This window comes from Synechococcus sp. A15-44, assembly GCF_014280115.1.
Lineage (GTDB): Bacteria > Cyanobacteriota > Cyanobacteriia > PCC-6307 > Cyanobiaceae > Parasynechococcus.
In genome coordinates, this window is record NZ_CP047938.1 from 1,396,305 (window position 1) to 1,412,263 (window position 15,959).

Here is a 15,959-nt window from a genome sequence, read left to right on the forward strand (position 1 = left end):
GCCGCGATGGCCACCACCCCCCTCCCCAGCACGGGCGCCGTGAGCGGACTGGGGGAAACCCTGGCCTTCTTCACCCAGTCCGACTTCGCCCAGCGGCGCTTTGAGGCCCACGGCGATGTGTTCGAAACCAAGCTGCTGGCCCAGCGAATGGTGTTCATCCGCGGCGAACGGGCCATCGGTGATCTGCTTGGCCAGGGCGAATCCCTGGAGGGCTGGTGGCCCGAGAGCGTGCGGCAACTGCTGGGCAGCCAATCGCTGGCCAACCGCAACGGCCCCGGCCACAAAGCCCGCCGTCGGGTGGTGGGGCAACTGTTCTCCAGCGCAGCACTGGCGCGCTACACCCCGTCGATCGAGCAGATGGTGGAGGAGCTCTGCCAGGAGCTGATCACCAGCACCACAGCGCTGCCGCTGGCGGCACGGATGCGGCGCTTCGCCTTTGCCGTGATCGCCACCACGGTGCTGGGGCTGGATGGCGCCAGCTGTGATGCCCTGTTCGCCGACTTCGAGATCTGGACCCGGGCCCTGTTCTCAATTCCCCTGGCGATTCCCGGCACCCCCTTCGCCAAGGCGATGGCGGCGCGCCAACGGCTGCTGAAGCGGATCAAGGACGTGCTCCAGGCGGGCACCAACCAAGGCGGCCTGGATCTGCTGAGCGGCGGCTTGGATGAAGCCGGCATTCCCCTGGACGATGACGACCTGGCCGAACAGCTGCTGCTGTTGCTGTTCGCCGGCTACGAGACAACGGCCTCATCGCTGAGCTGCCTGTTCCGTGCGCTGCTGCTCAACCCGGAGGTGGAGCAATGGTTGCGCGATGGGTTAGCGAGCGAGACCGCATCACCACGGTTGGACGCAACGGTTCTTGAGGTGATGCGGCTGACGCCGCCGGTGGGTGGGTTCTTCCGGCGCAGCCTGGCGCCGATCGAGCTGGCGGATGTGGCCGTTCCCGCCGGGAGCGTGATTCAGGTGGTGCTGAGCCCCACGTCGGCCGGTGATGACGAGGATCTGGCGGCATTCAGGCCGCAACGCCACCTGGATGGCTCGTTCAAACAGACGCTGCTGCCCTTCGGTGGTGGCGAGCGGGTCTGCCTGGGCAAGGCACTGGCGGAACTGGAGATCCGCCTGATGGCGGTGGGACTGCTGCAGGCGGTGGAGCTGCAGCTGCAGCCGGATCAAGACCTGGCGCTGCAGCTGATTCCCAGCCCCACACCCAAGGCCGGACTGCTGGTTCAGGCCACTGCGCGCTGACTCTGACGGTGACGGCGACGGCCGAGGGGCTCGATCCAGTCCACCAGCACCTCCTGGTGGCGCAGCATCGGATCGGGCAGGCGGCAGCCGAGGTTGATCTGGCCTTGATCCATCAGGCGGCCAAGACGGATGGCGGCGGCCTCCTCGGGCCGATCAAAGCTGGTCTGGTGGGAGGCCAGCCAGTTCACCTCGTGCTCAGTGATCACCCCGGTGGAGAGGCTCTCCAGGAAGATTTCTCCGACGGTCATGAGAGCGGTGTAACGAATTCGTTACATCCTGGCGCGGCTGGCCGGCAACTGCGATTTCGGGCCGCTCAGGCCAGCCACTGATCGGCATCCATCACCGTCTTGATCAGTAGACCAAGACGCTTGAACTCGGCAAAGTTCACATCCTTCACCGCCTGATCCAGGCCGCAATCCATCCAGGCGCCATCGCGCTGCTCCTCAATGGTGAAGTCCTGCTCGAGGGTGTCGCGGCGGATCCGGTAGGTGATGCCGTCCTCGTGGAGGTAGTCGGCGGAAACCAGCTGCAGACCCATCAATCGCTCGCGTCAATCCAGCGATGGTGGCGTGAAGGTGTCGGCCACCGCAACAATCCAGCGGGCCGCCGCCGCCGTCACCTGCTCCTTGGTGACGTTGAACTCCAGATCGTGCCCTTCCTCGAGCAAATCGGGAATGATCGTCTGCCAGGCCATGCCGGCGGCACTGGCATTGAGATCACCGATCAGCGCGAAGGCCTTGGCAGCGCCGGTGACGGCATCGGTGTACTCAGGGTTGGCACTCACCTTGTTGCGGTACCAGTCGCCCACCTGATCCCGTTGAGCCTTGCTCAGAAACGGCGGGGCGCCAACGAGGTAGGCATCGAGCACCAGCATCGGGCTGGGCACGCTCTTGCCGGGGTGCTTGAGCTCGAACCAGGCCTGGCCGATCGATGCGGCATCGGGCCAGTGGCAGAGGATCGCGGCGTCCTGGCTGTCGAGGGAGCGCTGGCTGGCCAGCTGATCGATGCGCTGCAGCAGAGCCAACCCGGTGAGGGGCGGTTCACTGCGGGCGTGCTCGGCCCGCACTTCGTTGATCGCCTCAGCCACGGCCGCCTCGTTCTCATTGAGCTGCTCGAGGGCCCGCTTGAGGTTGGCGTCGGCGTCAGCAGGGCTGGCCACGAAGCATCAGGCGGGGGGCTGATTCCACGATCTCACCCCCCCTTGATCAGCCGCCGTTGCAGAAGCGAACGGCTTCCGCCTGGGAGCGGCCCTCGGCCACAACGGTTTCCACGCAGCCGTTGAACAAGCGGCTCTCCTGCTTCACGGCGCACAGTCCGAAGGCGATGGCCGCCAACGACACGGCTGAGACGACCGTGGCGGAGATCTGAACCAGGCCATAGGCGAGCATCGCCCGCTTCTTGCCGCCGCAGGACTGCTGGTTGGTGGATTCCTCGGACATCACAAAAAAGCAACTGTGAAACCCTATGGATCCAGCGACGGCGTCCGAAGCGAGATCACGACCGTGATCACCGAACAGCACCCCCCCAGAACTCAGCCGAGGAGATCGATCAGGTCATAGAGCAGCGCCTGGATCGGGATCGAACACCTCGAAGGCCACACCGTTGGTGTTGGTGATCGCAGCGCTGCGATATGGGCACCGGCAAACCTGATGGATTCATCGTCTTAGCCCCCGTCGGGATGACACGGGTGCCGGTGAATGGATCAGACCGAGCGGTTAAACCCACCTATGGTTAACCCACCCACGCCAACAGGCGGCCACTTCTGTGCCGCCACCTCTGCGCCCAAACGGCTTGCGCTTTTGAAGCGCGCAGCAGGCACGGCCTGGCTCATTTGATTCCTCAACTCGTTCAAGATTCCGATCTGACAATCGCCACCAGCGAGGTCATTTCAGACAGAAAAACATCAGCATTTGTCTACTGCGAAGGCCACTTCTCCGGACTCGATGGCAAGACGGCCCACGGTCTTGTTCGTCATTGCGACGGGTACAACATTCGCGCTGTCATTGACAGCCATTGCGCCGGTCTCGACGCCGGATTCGTGCTCGATGGGATTGCCAACGGCATCCCCATCGTGGCGGACTTGGCAGAGGCCTTGGCCTTGCTGGACGGGTCGAAGGGAACCCTCATCTACGGCATGGCACCAGCCAGCGGACTGTTTAGCGACGAGGACCGTCACACGCTGCTGACGGCGATGGCCGCTGGTCTCAATCTGGTGAGCGGCATGCGGGAGTTCCTCGGTGATGAAGCCGCATTTCAGGCCACCGCCCACCAGCATGGCGTGGCGATACGCGACGTGCGTCGCCCCTCAGCCCTCAGAGATCTCAAGCTGTTCAGCGGCAGCATCAGCCGTGTTCCCTGTGCTCGCATCGCCGTGCTCGGCACGGACGGCGCCATCGGTAAACGCACCACGGCGACACTTCTGGTCCAAGCCCTACGGGACGTTGGCATCAGTGCCGTGTTGGTGAACACGGGCCAGACCGGACTGATCCAGGGGGGGCGATACGGGGTGCCTCTCGATGCGATCCCCTCCCAGTTCGGCTCCGGGGAGGTGGAAGCAGCGGTGGTGGCGGCCTACGAGGCCGAACGTCCACAGGTGATCGTGATTGAAGGCCAAGGAGCCCTCAGCCATCCCGCTTACCTGTCCTCGAGCTTCATTCTGCGAGGGAGCCAGCCCCAGGCTGTGATCCTGCAGCATGCGCCAGCACGGCGCCATCTGAGTGATTTTCCCTTTGTGCCGATGCCCACGCCAGCCAGTGAGATTCGGCTGATCGAGTCCTTCGCCCCAACGCGGGTGATCGGTCTGACGATCAACCACGAAGGCATGGATGATGCCCAGCTCACCGCGGCGATCGCCCTCTACGAGTCCGAACTCTCCATCCCGGTGACCGATGCCATTAGCCGACCGGCAGCGAATCTGGTGACCATGGTGGTGCGCGCCTTCCCGGAACTCAGTGGCGTGCAGCAGCCGCTGGCCCTTTGAGTGCCCCTCGCCTCGAGATCAACCTCCCAAAACTGCATCACAACGCCCGAACCCTGGTGAGGCGGCTTGCCGCCCAGGGGATCGCAGTCACCGGCGTGAGCAAGGCCACGCTCGGGATGCTTGAAATCGTTCACACCTGGCTGGGCGCAGGTGTGGGCTCCATCGGCGAATCGCGCATTGAAGCCATCGAAGCCCTGGTGCGCAGCGGCATCACTGTGCCGCTGCTGCTGGTGCGATCGCCGATGCTCAGCCAGGTGGATCGAGTGGTTGCCAGTGCCTCGATCAGTTGCAACACCGACATCGACGTGCTCAACGCCCTGGCCGCAGCGGCGAAGCAGCAGGGTCGATGCCACGGGGTGCTGCTGATGGTGGAACTCGGCGATCTGCGGGAGGGAATCCTGCCGGCCGACCTGGAATCCGTGGTCCAGCAGATCCTCGCCATGTCCAATCTGCAGCTGATGGGCATCGGAACCAACCTCGGCTGCCAGCACGGCATCGCACCAAATGTGGAGAACATGGGCGATCTCTCCCGGCTCACGACGGCCCTGGAGCAACGCTTCCATCTGACCTTCCCCTGGTGCTCCGGCGGCAATTCAGCCAATCTCCCCTGGCTGGCAGATGGCGGTGATCCGGCCAGGATCAATCACTTGCGGCTTGGGGAGGCCCTGCTGCTGGGCCGCGAACCCTTGCATCGCACAGCAATCCCTGGCCTGCACACCGATGCCATCAGCCTTGTGGCCGAGGTGATTGAAGCCAAACACAAGCCCAGCCAACCCTGGGGCGAGCGCGGCCGCACAAGCTTCGATGGATCGCCGACTGCTCCGCGACGCGAGGGATCGTCCCAACGTGTTCAGCGTGCCCTGCTGGCTTTGGGGGAACAGGATGTGGATCCGGCTGGTCTCATTCCCCCGCAGGGCACGGTGATCCGGGGCGCCTCCAGCGACCACCTGGTGGTGGAAAGCCCTGGGCAGCCTTTGGCTGTGGGTGATGAACAGCGCTACCAGCTCAGCTACAGCGCCCTGCTCAGGGCAATGACTTCTCCCTTCGTGGATCGTTGCTTCGTGGACCGTTGCTTCGTGGACCATGACGTCGTGGATGGTTCCTGCATCGCTTCATCCGCTCGTTGGGGATGACGGTGTTGCCAGTGAGCTCCACGGATTGAGATCCATCCTTTTCACGGCGCACAAGCCAAAGGCGATGGCTGCCGCAGACCTGCTGGTTGTGGGTGGCGTCGCTGTGGATCCAGCGGCGGAATCAGCCGAGGGGATCGATCAGGCCATAGATCAACGCCATCACCGCCAGCTGGGTGCGATCCGCAGCACCCAACTTGTCTTTGGCATTCACCACGTGGGTCTTCACCGTTTCGACTGAGATGCCGAGGCTGCTGCCGATGCCCTGGTTGGTGAGGCCGCGGGCCACCCCGGCCACCACCTCAAGCTCCCGCTCGGTGAGTTCTTCAATCAACGGCGGCAGGTTCGGATGCGGCGCCTGGGCCGCACCAAGCTGGCGAATCTCCTCGGGGAAATAGACGCCGCCTTCGGAAAGGGTTTGGAGGGCCTGAACGAAATCGCCCTTGCCGGTGCCGAGGCTTGATTTGAAGATCACCGCGTCGGCATAGGCCTGCATCGCCTCCTGCACCACGGCCTGGGTGTCCCGCACCAGCACGATCAGCAATTGGCAGGTGGGCAGCTCCGCCTTCACCCGCCGCAACAGGTTCATGCCATAGCCGGTCTCCAGATCTGACGTGCAGATCAGCAGGCTCGGCTTGTGGCGCAGCACCAGCTCAACACCCTCTTCCTCAGTGGTTGCAGCTCCCACCACGGCCCGGCGAATCGGCTCCGCCAGGCAGAGGCAGGTAAGAGTGAGGCGATCTCCGCAGCAGGCCACCACCCGCTGTGACTTAAAAAACTCAGCCGTCGCTTCGATGGCTGAGTTCAGCGCACGCGACTCGAGCCGCAGCTCCATCCCAGGCCGATCGGATTCCCCTTTTTTTAGCGGCGTTTGGATGGCTCAGCTGCGGAGCCATCACAAGAGCGATCTTGAGAGCCATCCCGACGCACAACGCCGCGGATGCAGTGCGGATACCGATCACGCCCCAGGCGCCAGGCCTGGGCGGCATCCACCACCTGCACGGTTTCGGTCTGCAGCTCTCCCCTGTGCTGAAGAATCAGGTCATAAAGAGGAGACATGCAAACCAACGGCGCATGGCCTTATTGAGCAACAAGCCAATGCATTCCACATCCCTCAGTTGAGGGAGACAGCAAAACGCGGCATTCCCTCAGATGAGGGATGGTTCGCATCAGGGGGTTATGACGTGACCATCAGCAATTGGGCGCCCCACGGCGCATGGGCACGATGATCAGGATCTGCAGCGGCTGCACTGCTTTGTTTACAGCCACCCTTCTGCTCGGGGCCTGCAGTGAACCCCAGGCCAAAAAGGCGGCACCGGCACCGGAGGCTGAACAACCCGCCGCGAACCCTGAAAAACCCAGGGGTTGGAACAGCGACAATTTTTTTCTGGGACGCTGGCAGGGCAACAGCACTGCCGGGCGCGCTGTACTCGATGTGCTCAGCGTCGAACCGAACCGGGTGCGCTGGGGTAACGCCGTCAATGGGATCTGCGACAGCGATTACAGCGTTGAACAACTCCCCTGGGGACACAACGGCCGCTTTCCCGATCAGCTGATTCCTCCCACGGAGCCGACGGACCTTGTATACGGCGTCGTCCGGCTCACCCTGCAACCACGGCCATGCGACAGCGGCGTTGCCATGGTCCAGCTGGCCAAGCCGTTGGATGGATCCGGGTCCCTCCAGGTGGTGACCTACGACGCCAAGGGCTCCATCCGCGGCAACTTTCCCGATCTCACGGAACTGCCCCCGATTCCAAACAAAGCGACGTGGCCGCTCGCCTGCACGCTCAATGGCATCGACTCCACCTGCAGAACCGAGCCCGCAGCGAAGGACGGCTTCACGCTCTATTTCTCCCACGCCGAAGGCCCGATCTTCAGCTTCACGCCCGTCGGCGTGCCGACCACCGATCGCCGGGAGATGGTGGATGGCTCAGGTCAGCGCTGGGCGATGAGCGGCCATCACTCCTTTGAACTCGAGGAGATCGGCGGCAACGGCAACCGGATCACGGTGAGCAGCCCCCGAGACTGATCGCCGATGCCATCTCCGGTGCAACGACAGCGGCGCCACAGACGTAGGGCGGCCACACTGGTGGCGACCGCGGCGCTCAGCCTGCTCTTTGCAGCCTGGCCACTCTGGTACGGAGCCGTTGCCGATCTGACGGGAGCGCTGCTGGCGCTTTTCGGAATCCAACCAAGCCTGGAGCTTGCCATCGGCGTGGCCATGGCGAGCCTGATGCTGCCCCTGCTGGCCTACGGCATCGCCCTGGCCGTGATCTGGAGTCGCCCGTGACGCAGGGCACCAGGACGAACCAACGGGTTAACGGAACAGGTTTTCAAGCATCGCGCCGACGGCCGCTCCGGCCACCTCCCCTGTTGTGGGTTGAGAACTGCCGTTGTTCTGGGTGGCCACCAGCTTGTAATTGGCAAAGCGGAACACACCCGTGTTGCCGTGATCCACGAAGGTCACCGGCCAGCTGCCCCCAAAGGAATCCTTGATGGTGTAGCTGTGGCCTCCCTTATTGGAAAAGACATAGGTGTTGCCGTTGCTGAGGTGAATGCGAAAACGGCTGGTGTTGCCCTTCACCACCTGCTTGAGATCGCAGGGTCCATCGAACATGGGTCGGCCAGCCTCGCTGAGGCTGCAGAACCCGTTCTGCTTGGCCACCTGCTTGTGGGCATGGGGCTGCGGCTGAGCCGGGGCGGAGGCGAACAACTGCCTGGTGAGCCGTTTGTCTTTGTTCTGCGCATTCCAGCCATCGTTCCAACAGGTGCGCATGGAAATGCTGCAGGCCTGACCTGAGCTGAGCCGGAAGTCGCGGCTGCTGGAGCGGCTGAGGTTCTGTGAGAGGCGATCCGCGGCGAACTGGCCGAAGTAGATCTTGGTGATGCCGATCGAAGGCCCATAGCTGTCGTAACAAACCTGGCCCACCTGATCGCAGACCTCACCCGCACGGGGAAAGGTGATGGCATCACTGTTGGCCTGGGCTGCCAAAGGACTCACCAGCAGGGCAGCGACACCGGCAACTGTGACAAGAGAGTTCATCCCAATCCGCAGAGAACCACGACTGAAAATTAGAAATGAAATGTCGCTGCGTCAGCCATGGCGACCATCATTGAGGCAGCTCCATGGCGGTGCCCGATGCCCTCCCTTGATTTCGACGGCGACTACGGGCGCAGCTATCGCAAGAGCATTCAGGACTCCATCCCCGGCCACGACGTTCTGCACGAGATCGCCAGAGCCGCGATCCGCAGCACATCCAGCGATGCGCAGCAGGTGCTGGTGGTGGGCCCCGGCCCCGGCGATGAACTTCCAGAGCTGCTCAACGCCTGCGGACATGCTGCGCTGACGGTGCTCGAGCCCAGTGAGCTGATGCTGGAGCAATGCCGCAAAACCGTTGCGGATCACCCCGGCAGCAGCCGCTGCCGGTTGCACCTCTCCACCCTGAATGAGGCCCTCAACGACGAACTGAAGGGCGCCCGGTTTGATCTGGTGGTGTGCCACAACGTGCTTCATCTGCTGCCCAGCGAGGAGCAGAACGCGATGTTGCGCGAGCTCACCCAGTGCACGGCTGATGGTGGCGTGCTGTTGCTGAGTGCCTACAGCGAAGCGGAGGACGGCGAAAGCCAACGGGAGGTGTTCCAGGTGGCTTGGCAACGGCTGATCGACCGGGGCGTGCCAGACGACAGGCTGGAAAAGATCAGAGACAGCCGCAACAAGGTGGTGTTTTCCCTGGATGCCAGCCGACTCGCGGCGGCGCTCGAGCAAGCCGGCTGGAGGGCACCGCTGCAGCTGTATCAGGGATTGTTCATCCGCCTCTGGCTGTGCCGCGCTGAGGGTCAGGCCGAAGCCGCTTCAGCGGAGACGTAGGCCTGCAGATGCCCCGCCATGGTCTGCACCAAACGGCTGCGGGCCTGGCGGGAACTCCAGCCCATGTGGGGGCTGATCAACAGATTCGGAGTATCCAGCAAGGCTTGCAGTTCTGAGCCGGGAGGTTCCACTGGCAGCACATCCAAAGCGGCACCAGCGAGTTGCCCGCTGCGCAGGGCCGCACAGAGATCCTCGAGCTGCACCAATGCGCCGCGGGCCATGTTCACCAGCCGGGCGGTCGGCTTCATCCAGCTGAGCCGCTGGGCATTGATCAGGTGCTGGGTCTGCGGCGTCAGCGGGGCATGGAGGCTGAGCACATCGGCCTGGCGCAGGGCCGCTTCCAGATCGGCCGTGCTGCTGCGGCTGGTGAGGCCGATGCAGTGCATGCCAAAGGCCTCGCCAACAGTCAGCACCCCGCGGCCGATGTCTCCGGCACCGAGCACCACCAGGGTCTGGCCCTCCAATTCATCGAACTCCGGTTCGATCACGGAAAACACCGGGCTGCGCTGTCAGCTGCCTGCAGCGAGATCCCTGCGGCGCTGGTCCATGGCGCAGCAGAGTTCAAGGATCAGGGCCCAGGTGATCTGCACCACCGACGCGCGGCTGTAGCGACCGGCGTTGTGGACGCGGATGCCGAGCTCCTGGCAAGCGGCATGGTCGATCTGATCGGTGCCGGTGGCGGCCACGCAGATCAGGCGCAGCTTGGGCAGCTGGCGCAACAGCTCCCCATCCAGAGGAATCTTGTTGGTGATGGCGATCTCGGCATCACACAACCGCTCCAGGCGCTCATCGTTTGCGGTGGAGGGCCAGGCCGTCAGTGCACACCACTGCTCGATCGGCGCCAGTTCCACCGGCCCGAGGCTGAGGGCATCGAGGAAGACGGCGCGGGGGAGCGAAGAATCAACCATGGCCTGATGTTGATCCCCCCTTCACCGGCCGGCCATCGCTTGCTCTGAGTTTCGGGGTTAAACCCCTCCAGCTCAATCCAGCTCCCCGGCCTCCACGCGTCCACGAATGGCTGCCACCAGATCCCACATCAGTGACCAATCGGTGCTCATGCCTCCATCCCAGCGATCAGCGCGCACGTAGAGAAACAGCAGACAGCGCAGCTCGCTCAACGAAAGGTCGGCCCAGTTGGCACGGAACTGTTCTGAGGGATCCGCACCATCGAGAAAGGTGTAGCCGTTGAACGTGTGCGCGAAGCGGATCAAGCCCTGATGATGACCATCATTCGCCGGGATGCGATCAGCAATGAGCTCTTGGTTTGAAATCTCGCGCATGGCCACCATCCAGACAACGAAAGCCGCTAGGGCCTGCCTCAGGCTTGCCGCAGCCAACCCCTTTGCCATCCCTCGGTTGGGGGAGACATCGCAATGCATTCATCCCTCAAATGGGGGATGTGATGCCAGAGCAATCGAAGGAAGGTGAAAGGACGAGCACAGGAGACATGCAGATCAGCGACTTCAATGCCTTCTATCGCTGGAACAGTGGCCATCTGTTGGAGAACAGAACGCGAGGAGCCTTTGCCGAATGGCTCGTGCATCGTGCACTGAACATCAACAGTGAATTCCGAGAGGAATGGGCCCCCGTTGATGCCACCTACAACGGCATCACCATCAAAATCAAATCAGCGGCCTATGAGCAGAGCTGGTCGCAAGAGCGCCCTTCCTCAATCGTGTTCTCCCTGCGGCAGAAGGTGTCTGATCTGTATGTGTTTTGCCTGATGCGAGGGAAGTCTCCAGAAGATCTCGATCACTGGGATTTTTGGGTGGTGCCGACTGAGGCACTGCCAAATCAACACAGCATCAGCCTCAACCCTTTGAAAGAACTGTTTGGAGATCCGGTGCCCTTCACAGAGTTGAAACCATTGATTGAGGCGCAGTGCGCAGGAGCCACACGATGACCACCCCCCGCTACGGCGAGGCCCTGCAATGGGCCGACGAGCTGCATCGGCCGCAGCGCCCTGGTGTGGGAAGACGGCGGCCATGAAGACCAGGCGATTGCAGCTCTTCTGCACGACGCCATCGAAGACGCTGGCCAGAGCCACGCCTCGATTGCCGAGCGCTTCGGGGTGGCGGTGGCCGACATCGTGCGCGACTGCACCGACACCTCTCCTGAGGCCCAGCCGGGCGAAAAAGAACCCTGGCTGCTGCGCAAAACCCGCTATCTCGACTCCCTCGCCGGCAAGCCATTGGCCTCACGATCGCCTTCCAGAAAGCCGCTCAGTCGAGCTCCTGGGGGAAGCCGTGGACGCCATCCTCAGCAGCAACGCCTATCAGCAGCTGATTCCAGCGGGATCCACCACCGAGAGCTGGGCCAACACCTATCCCCAACGCCATGGCAGCACTTTGCGCTGACACTCCCATAGGCATCGGGGTTCCCGTGGCGGTGAGGGGGTGTCGTTATCCCACCCGTTGAACGGTGGTGCCATAGCGGCTCAGCTGCCGATCAACCGTGAGCAGGAGCATCGGTTCCGTTCGGCTCTGGCACACCAGAAGCCGGTCAAACGGATCACGATGCTCGCCATCACAATCAAGTTCTGCCACCGCCAACAGATGAGCCTGGCGAATCGACAACCAGCGAAACCCCTGGAGCGGCACCTGGCGCTCCAGTTCCGCCAGATCCACCTGTAGACGACCAAGCGACACCTTGATCGCCATCTCCCAGAGAGAAGCCTGGCTGACAAAGACTTCCGCCTCGGGCATCTGCACGCGCTCCACCACCGCCTTGGGCAGCCGTGAATCTCCATTCAGCCACCACAACACCAGATGGGTGTCCAGCAACAGCCGTGTCATGGCAACGCCTCGAATAGCGCATCCAGCGGTGCATCAAAGTCGTCCGCCATCTGGATCAGGCCGCGCATCGCGCCTGGCGCTGACACGGCCCGGTCTTGGTCCTGCCAGCTGACCAGACGCGCAATTGGGACGCCGGCCCGGGCGATCACCACCTCCTCCCCCTGCTCCACCACCTGCAGCAACTGGGAGAGCTGGGTCTTGGCCTGATGGATGTTCACTGGTTTCATCAGCGACCGCATTAAACTAAGTCTTAGCTTAGTTCTGAGTCGTCAGATTGGAGCAGAGCTCAAACCTGCCAAAGACAACCGCCACCGCCCTCCTTGGCAGCGTCAGCGACTGACCCCTCAAGTGCGTGGCTGGCTTAGGGCGCATCTCCCTCAACCAAGGGATGCCCAAAACCCTTGGCCAGAACCATCCTGAGAACGAACATGCACGTTCATGCCCTCCCGCCTGATCACACCAAGCCAGCTGTCGCTGTTTTCGATCAGCCCAGTGATCGGGGCGTGGTGGCAGGAGCTGGAAGCACGCAAGCTGTTTGAAGGCAGCAAGCCAGCGGTGAGTGAGCTGGATCAGCAGCTGTTCGCTGATGGCCTCCGGCATGAGCAGGTGCTGCTCAAGAAGCTGGAGAGGGAAGGGCACCGGATTGCCCGCCTTCCAGGCAAACAAAGCGAGGCCGATTACGCCGCCACCCAGGCTGCAATGGCCAACGGTTTTGACTTCATCCACCAGGCCTCGCTCTGCAATGAGGAGATGCGCGGCAGTGCCGACCTGCTCAGGCGCATTGATCGCCCCTCGTTGCTGGGGGAGTGGAGCTACATCCCGATCGAGTGCAAGCTCGCCAGTAAACCGAAAACCACCTTCCTGGTGCAGGCCTCGGCCTACTGCGAGCTGCTCACTCCGCTGCTGGGGCATCGCCCCGATCAGTTCGAGCTCTATCTGGGCGGCGGGAAGTTCCAGCCCTATGGCACCGATCAGTTCTGGGCTTGGTATCACCTGCTGCGTCAACGCTTCGCGGCGTTTCAAGCAAGCTTTGACCCCAGCCAGCCACCGGAGGATGCCCCGGGTGATCACGGCGGCTGGACGGCCTTCATCGACGCACGGCTCGAGCAGCAGCGGGACTTGATGCTGGTGGCGGGCATGCGCCAGAGCCAACGCCAGAAACTGCGCGCCGACGGCATCAACACAATCGAGCAATTGGCGGCGTTGCTGGCTGGCAGCAGCGTGAAAGGGCTGTCGGGCGAGGCCTTGCATGAACTGCGCCAACAAGCCGAACTGCAACTCACCCCTGTGGATGCCAACGGCCGTCCGGCGTTTCGGCTTCGGCCGCTGGTGGCGGGCAAAGGCCTGGCAGCGCTGCCGGCAGCGGATCCCGGCGACATCTGGTTCGACATGGAGGGCATCCAGGATTCCGTGGCGGGAACCAAGCTCGAATACCTCTTCGGTGCCTGCTATCGCGACACTGCTGGCGGCAAGCCCCTGTTCAAGGCGTTCTGGGCCCACAGCGAAGCGGAGGAAAAACGCGCCTTCGAGGGATGGGTGGATTGGGTGGAGGAACGGCGCCGTCAGTGCCCGGGTCTGCGGATTTACCACTACGCGGCCTATGAAAAAACAGCCATGCGACGACTGGCGCAGCAGCACGCCACGCGGGAAGCGGAGATCGACGACTGGCTGCGCAGCGGCCTGCTGGTGGACCTGCTGCCGGTGGTGACCAGCGCAATCGTTCTGGGTGAGCCGAACTACTCGATCAAGAAGGTGGAGCACCTTTATATGGAGCAGCGCCAGGCGGGGGTGACCAACGCCGGCGATTCAGTAGTGGCCTACCTGCACTGGCAGCTCTCCGGCGAGCCGGAGCGACCCGGTGAAGCACCTAAAGCCAGTCCGAAGCTGCAGGCGATTGAGGACTACAACCGCGAAGACTGCGAAAGCACGGTGTTCCTGCACGACTGGCTGCTGAAGCTCAGGCGTGAGCAAGGTCTGCCGGAACAACCCCTGCAGCAGCCCCTGGATGACGCTGATCAAGAGCCACGGGAACCACAACCGTTGGAGTTGCTCAGCCAACAGCTGCTCGAGGAGATTCCTGACCACCTGGCAGATGAGGGTGAACTGGGGCCGCGCGGGATGAGCTGGCGGGCCCACAGGCTGCTGGCTCAGCTGCTGCCGTTCCACCACCGCGAAGCCAAGGTGAGCTGGTGGGGCTATTTCGATCGTCGTTCCAAGGCCGAACTCAGCCCATCGGAGCTGATCGACGACGGCGAAGCGATCGCCGACGCCCAATGGGTGGGGATGGACGAACGCCCCAGTGCCCGCACCGGCGCCGACATCCACCACTTCCGCTTTGACCCCAGCCAACCGCTGAAGCTGCATGCCGGCGATGGCGACGGCCGGCTGACGGTGGAACTGCCCGCCACCGGCCTGAAGCTGCATGTGGATGCGCTGGATGCCGAACGAGGAACGCTGAGCCTGAAGCTGCCTTGGAGCAAGCGGGATCAACGCCTCGCCAACGGCGAGGGCGAGGGCATCCCCAAACACGCCACCTCGGTGATCAAGGTGCCGGCAGACATCAGCAAGAGCCTGCGCGAACGGCTGGAGGAGCAGGCCATGGCGTGGGTGCACGAGCACCAGCCGATCCCGCCGGCAATCCTGCAACTGCTGGAACGGCACCCGCTGCCAGCACTGCAACAGCTCAATGCAGCCATTGCCGGAGATCCCAACGCGGTTGCCGATGCCCTGGCGGGTTTTCTGCAGGAGCATTCCGGCATCAGCCTGGCGCTGCAGGGCCCACCGGGCACGGGCAAAACCACCGTCACCGGCCAGGTGATCGCCCAACTGGTGGCCTCAGGCCAACGGGTGGCGATCAGCTCCAACGGCCATGCCGCCATCAACAACCTGCTCAAAAAAGCCAAGAGCACCTGCAGCGCTGCAGGGGTGCCCGGCGAAGTGGTGAAGTGCAACAACAGCAAAGAAGAAGCGCTGACCGCCGCAGGCATCAGTGTGATGAAGCCCGGCCAACTCACTGAGGCCATGGCAGTGGTGGGCGGCACCACCTGGATGTTTTGCAAAGAGGAACTGGCGGATCAGTTCGATTGGCTGGTGGTGGATGAGGCGGGGCAGATGTCGCTCGCCAATCTGCTGGTGATGGCACGCTGCGCGCGCTCGATCCTGCTGGTGGGCGATCAACAGCAACTGGCCCAGCCCTCCCAGGCCGATCACCCCGGGGAGTCAGGCCAAAGCTGCCTGGAGTACTGGATGGAAGGCGCCTCGGTGGTGCCAGGCGATCGCGGCGTGTTTCTCTCCACCAGCTGGCGAATGGAACCGAGCCTCACGGCGATGGTGAGTGGGCTGTTTTATGAGGACCGGCTTAAGGCCAGCCCAGCCAACAGCGCCAATCGCATCAGTTGGGGCACACCCTGCCAAGGCAGTGATGGGCAGCTATTAAGAGGTGAAGGCCTGGTGTTTGATCCGGTGGCGCACAGCGGCAACAGCGTCTGCAGCGAGGAAGAAATCAACCGCATCGAAGCATTGGTGGATGCCCTGCTGGGGGGCAGCTATCAACACGCCAAAGCCGGAGGCATCGCAGCAGGCACGCTGACGCCAGACACCATCCTGGTGACGGCGCCCTACAACGTGCAGGTGAACCGGCTGCAGCAACGGCTGGCTGGCAAAGCCCGGGTGGGCACGGTGGACAAGTTCCAGGGGCAAGAGGCTCCGGTTGCCATTCACTCCTTAACGGCAAGCAGCGGAGATGAGGCACCCCGAGGGCTGAGCTTTCTGCTGGAGCCCAACCGCTTGAACGTGGCAATCAGCCGAGCGCAATGCCTTTCAATCGTGGTGGGTTCACCACGCCTGGCCAGCGGCATCGCCAACACGGTGGCGGAGGCCGAGCAGATCAATCGGTTGTGTGAGGTGATCGAAAACAACACAGCTGGAGGCAACGAATAACC

At 63.1% G+C, this 15,959-nt stretch carries 21 protein-coding genes; 9 read left to right on the forward strand and 12 right to left on the reverse strand.

The genetic code is table 11. The features are described from left to right. Positions 1-6: 6 nt before the first annotated feature. The gene (locus SynA1544_RS07925; protein ID WP_186512856.1) at positions 7-1,245 is read left to right on the forward strand and encodes a cytochrome P450; all 1,239 of its coding nucleotides are present in this window, start codon (positions 7-9) and stop codon (positions 1,243-1,245) included. On the opposite strand, the gene SynA1544_RS07930 is transcribed toward SynA1544_RS07925, so the two are convergent. From SynA1544_RS07930 to SynA1544_RS07945, 4 genes are all read right to left on the reverse strand, one after another. Next, positions 1,227-1,493, reverse strand: coding sequence for a hypothetical protein (locus SynA1544_RS07930; RefSeq protein WP_186512858.1), 267 nt, complete (start codon positions 1,491-1,493; stop codon positions 1,227-1,229). The two genes, SynA1544_RS07925 and SynA1544_RS07930, sit on opposite strands and share 19 nt — an antisense overlap. 65 nt (positions 1,494-1,558) lie before the next feature. Then, positions 1,559-1,783, reverse strand: coding sequence for a hypothetical protein (locus tag SynA1544_RS07935; RefSeq protein ID WP_186512860.1), 225 nt, complete (start codon positions 1,781-1,783; stop codon positions 1,559-1,561). A 12-nt stretch (positions 1,784-1,795) separates the two neighbouring features. Next, the gene (locus tag SynA1544_RS07940; RefSeq protein WP_186512861.1) at positions 1,796-2,404 is read right to left on the reverse strand and encodes a hypothetical protein; all 609 of its coding nucleotides are present in this window, start codon (positions 2,402-2,404) and stop codon (positions 1,796-1,798) included. Between the two features lie 46 nt (positions 2,405-2,450). Next, a complete protein-coding gene (locus SynA1544_RS07945) occupies positions 2,451-2,684 on the reverse strand; it encodes a hypothetical protein (RefSeq protein ID WP_186512862.1) in 234 nt (77 codons plus the stop codon). A 392-nt stretch (positions 2,685-3,076) separates the two neighbouring features. Here SynA1544_RS07945 and SynA1544_RS07950 point away from each other — a divergent pair, with 392 nt between their 5' ends. Both SynA1544_RS07950 and SynA1544_RS07955 read left to right on the forward strand, forming a co-directional pair. Then, positions 3,077-4,225 carry a DUF1611 domain-containing protein gene (locus SynA1544_RS07950; protein WP_186512863.1) on the forward strand — a complete coding sequence of 383 codons (1,149 nt, stop codon included), beginning with the start codon at positions 3,077-3,079 and terminating at the stop codon, positions 4,223-4,225. After that, entirely contained in the window at positions 4,222-5,358 is a 1,137-nt protein-coding gene (locus SynA1544_RS07955; protein WP_255477509.1) for an alanine/ornithine racemase family PLP-dependent enzyme, read from the forward strand. The genes SynA1544_RS07950 and SynA1544_RS07955 overlap by 4 nt, the downstream gene beginning before the upstream one ends. Before the next feature lie 121 nt (positions 5,359-5,479). On the opposite strand, the gene SynA1544_RS07960 is transcribed toward SynA1544_RS07955, so the two are convergent. Both SynA1544_RS07960 and SynA1544_RS07965 read right to left on the reverse strand, forming a co-directional pair. After that, entirely contained in the window at positions 5,480-6,190 is a 711-nt protein-coding gene (locus SynA1544_RS07960) for a response regulator transcription factor (protein ID WP_186512864.1), read from the reverse strand. A 26-nt stretch (positions 6,191-6,216) separates the two neighbouring features. After that, positions 6,217-6,414 carry a hypothetical protein gene (locus SynA1544_RS07965; protein ID WP_186512865.1) on the reverse strand — a complete coding sequence of 66 codons (198 nt, stop codon included), beginning with the start codon at positions 6,412-6,414 and terminating at the stop codon, positions 6,217-6,219. 157 nt (positions 6,415-6,571) lie between these two features. On the opposite strand from SynA1544_RS07965, the gene SynA1544_RS07970 reads away from it, so the two are divergent. Then, a complete protein-coding gene (locus tag SynA1544_RS07970; RefSeq protein ID WP_186512866.1) occupies positions 6,572-7,384 on the forward strand; it encodes a hypothetical protein in 813 nt (270 codons plus the stop codon). 6 nt (positions 7,385-7,390) lie between these two features. Then, entirely contained in the window at positions 7,391-7,645 is a 255-nt protein-coding gene (locus SynA1544_RS07975) for a hypothetical protein (protein WP_186512867.1), read from the forward strand. Positions 7,646-7,672: 27 nt separating this feature from the next. On the opposite strand, the gene SynA1544_RS07980 is transcribed toward SynA1544_RS07975, so the two are convergent. Further along, positions 7,673-8,398 carry a YcgJ family protein gene (locus SynA1544_RS07980; protein WP_186512869.1) on the reverse strand — a complete coding sequence of 242 codons (726 nt, stop codon included), beginning with the start codon at positions 8,396-8,398 and terminating at the stop codon, positions 7,673-7,675. Between the two features lie 57 nt (positions 8,399-8,455). Here SynA1544_RS07980 and SynA1544_RS07985 point away from each other — a divergent pair, with 57 nt between their 5' ends. Then, a complete protein-coding gene (locus SynA1544_RS07985) occupies positions 8,456-9,223 on the forward strand; it encodes a class I SAM-dependent methyltransferase (protein WP_186512871.1) in 768 nt (255 codons plus the stop codon). Here SynA1544_RS07985 and SynA1544_RS14715 read toward each other — a convergent pair. From SynA1544_RS14715 to SynA1544_RS07995, 3 genes are all read right to left on the reverse strand, one after another. After that, positions 9,193-9,720 carry an NAD(P)-dependent oxidoreductase gene (locus SynA1544_RS14715; RefSeq protein WP_255477510.1) on the reverse strand — a complete coding sequence of 176 codons (528 nt, stop codon included), beginning with the start codon at positions 9,718-9,720 and terminating at the stop codon, positions 9,193-9,195. The genes SynA1544_RS07985 and SynA1544_RS14715 overlap by 31 nt on opposite strands. Positions 9,721-9,732: 12 nt before the next feature. Next, the gene (locus SynA1544_RS14720) at positions 9,733-10,131 is read right to left on the reverse strand and encodes a hypothetical protein (protein WP_255477511.1); all 399 of its coding nucleotides are present in this window, start codon (positions 10,129-10,131) and stop codon (positions 9,733-9,735) included. 72 nt (positions 10,132-10,203) lie between these two features. Continuing rightward, positions 10,204-10,572: a hypothetical protein gene (locus SynA1544_RS07995; protein ID WP_186512873.1), complete on the reverse strand. Its 369-nt coding sequence runs from the start codon at positions 10,570-10,572 to the stop codon at positions 10,204-10,206. 98 nt (positions 10,573-10,670) lie between these two features. Between SynA1544_RS07995 and SynA1544_RS08000 the strand changes: the two genes are divergently transcribed. Next, positions 10,671-11,126: a hypothetical protein gene (locus tag SynA1544_RS08000; protein WP_186512875.1), complete on the forward strand. Its 456-nt coding sequence runs from the start codon at positions 10,671-10,673 to the stop codon at positions 11,124-11,126. 63 nt (positions 11,127-11,189) lie between these two features. Further along, positions 11,190-11,591, forward strand: coding sequence for an HD domain-containing protein (locus SynA1544_RS08005; RefSeq protein WP_370594057.1), 402 nt, complete (start codon positions 11,190-11,192; stop codon positions 11,589-11,591). Positions 11,592-11,625: 34 nt separating this feature from the next. Here the strand turns inward: SynA1544_RS08005 and SynA1544_RS08010 are convergent, their stop codons facing one another. Both SynA1544_RS08010 and SynA1544_RS08015 read right to left on the reverse strand, forming a co-directional pair. After that, complete coding sequence (locus SynA1544_RS08010; RefSeq protein ID WP_186512877.1) at positions 11,626-12,018, reverse strand: type II toxin-antitoxin system VapC family toxin; 393 nt, start codon at positions 12,016-12,018, stop codon at positions 11,626-11,628. Next, positions 12,015-12,236, reverse strand: coding sequence for a type II toxin-antitoxin system Phd/YefM family antitoxin (locus SynA1544_RS08015; protein ID WP_370594058.1), 222 nt, complete (start codon positions 12,234-12,236; stop codon positions 12,015-12,017). The genes SynA1544_RS08010 and SynA1544_RS08015 overlap by 4 nt, the downstream gene beginning before the upstream one ends. Before the next feature lie 220 nt (positions 12,237-12,456). On the opposite strand from SynA1544_RS08015, the gene SynA1544_RS08020 reads away from it, so the two are divergent. Beyond that, positions 12,457-15,957, forward strand: a complete 3,501-nt coding sequence (locus SynA1544_RS08020; RefSeq protein WP_186512881.1) for a TM0106 family RecB-like putative nuclease — start codon at positions 12,457-12,459, stop codon at positions 15,955-15,957. Positions 15,958-15,959: the final 2 nt, after the last annotated feature.

What these genes read in the sequence shown, in the direction of transcription:
- SynA1544_RS07925 (WP_186512856.1), top strand. Translation starts at nt 7, where the DNA reads ATGGCCACCACCCCCCTCCCCAGCACGGGCGCCGTGAGCGGACTGGGG.
- SynA1544_RS07995 (WP_186512873.1), bottom strand. Translation starts at nt 10,572, where the DNA reads ATGGCAAAGGGGTTGGCTGCGGCAAGCCTGAGGCAGGCCCTAGCGGCT.
- SynA1544_RS08010 (WP_186512877.1), bottom strand. Translation starts at nt 12,018, where the DNA reads ATGACACGGCTGTTGCTGGACACCCATCTGGTGTTGTGGTGGCTGAAT.
- SynA1544_RS07980 (WP_186512869.1), bottom strand. Translation starts at nt 8,398, where the DNA reads ATGAACTCTCTTGTCACAGTTGCCGGTGTCGCTGCCCTGCTGGTGAGT.
- SynA1544_RS14720 (WP_255477511.1), bottom strand. Translation starts at nt 10,131, where the DNA reads ATGGTTGATTCTTCGCTCCCCCGCGCCGTCTTCCTCGATGCCCTCAGC.
- SynA1544_RS07985 (WP_186512871.1), top strand. Translation starts at nt 8,456, where the DNA reads ATGGCGACCATCATTGAGGCAGCTCCATGGCGGTGCCCGATGCCCTCC.
- SynA1544_RS07975 (WP_186512867.1), top strand. Translation starts at nt 7,391, where the DNA reads ATGCCATCTCCGGTGCAACGACAGCGGCGCCACAGACGTAGGGCGGCC.
- SynA1544_RS07930 (WP_186512858.1), bottom strand. Translation starts at nt 1,493, where the DNA reads ATGACCGTCGGAGAAATCTTCCTGGAGAGCCTCTCCACCGGGGTGATC.
- SynA1544_RS07970 (WP_186512866.1), top strand. Translation starts at nt 6,572, where the DNA reads ATGGGCACGATGATCAGGATCTGCAGCGGCTGCACTGCTTTGTTTACA.
- SynA1544_RS07945 (WP_186512862.1), bottom strand. Translation starts at nt 2,684, where the DNA reads ATGTCCGAGGAATCCACCAACCAGCAGTCCTGCGGCGGCAAGAAGCGG.
- SynA1544_RS07965 (WP_186512865.1), bottom strand. Translation starts at nt 6,414, where the DNA reads ATGTCTCCTCTTTATGACCTGATTCTTCAGCACAGGGGAGAGCTGCAG.
- SynA1544_RS07935 (WP_186512860.1), bottom strand. Translation starts at nt 1,783, where the DNA reads ATGGGTCTGCAGCTGGTTTCCGCCGACTACCTCCACGAGGACGGCATC.
- SynA1544_RS08000 (WP_186512875.1), top strand. Translation starts at nt 10,671, where the DNA reads ATGCAGATCAGCGACTTCAATGCCTTCTATCGCTGGAACAGTGGCCAT.
- SynA1544_RS08020 (WP_186512881.1), top strand. Translation starts at nt 12,457, where the DNA reads ATGCCCTCCCGCCTGATCACACCAAGCCAGCTGTCGCTGTTTTCGATC.
- SynA1544_RS07960 (WP_186512864.1), bottom strand. Translation starts at nt 6,190, where the DNA reads ATGGAGCTGCGGCTCGAGTCGCGTGCGCTGAACTCAGCCATCGAAGCG.